This window comes from Bradyrhizobium sp. Kon69 (assembly GCF_055807515.1).
The window spans coordinates 1-360 of sequence record NZ_JBVVOS010000171.1; the positions used below are offsets into that span (position 1 = coordinate 1).

The 360-nt window shown below is 68.3% G+C and carries 1 protein-coding gene; it reads left to right on the forward strand.

Annotated elements, in window-relative coordinates:
- On the forward strand, window positions 1–360 hold a 360-nt coding region (locus tag AC0L3U_RS38700; protein ID WP_473365009.1), incomplete at both ends, for a hypothetical protein.

Consider the following 360-nt stretch of genomic DNA (forward strand, 5'->3'; position numbering starts at 1 on the left):
GGCTCTACAGGCGCTGGCCGATCGCGCGGCATTGCGCGACCAGAAAGAGCGCCTGGTCCAAAGGCGCGCCCGCCGTCGCCACCCCTATGCTTTGCCTCGTCGCCGCGGTTGCGCTGGCGGGTTGTGCCACCGCGCCCGAAACCTTCGAGCAAGACCGCGACATGATGCGCGAAGCCTTGCAGGGCACCGGCTCGCAACGCCCGCCGATCGACCCGCGCAGCGAGCAGCCGATGGTCGACACACCGACTGTCCAGGCGACGCCGCCACGGCGCCAACTGATTCGCGGCAATCAGCAGTTCGTCCGCCCACCGGCCGCTGCAGCGCCCGTTCAACATTCTTTAATTAGCGCCAGGCAGACGG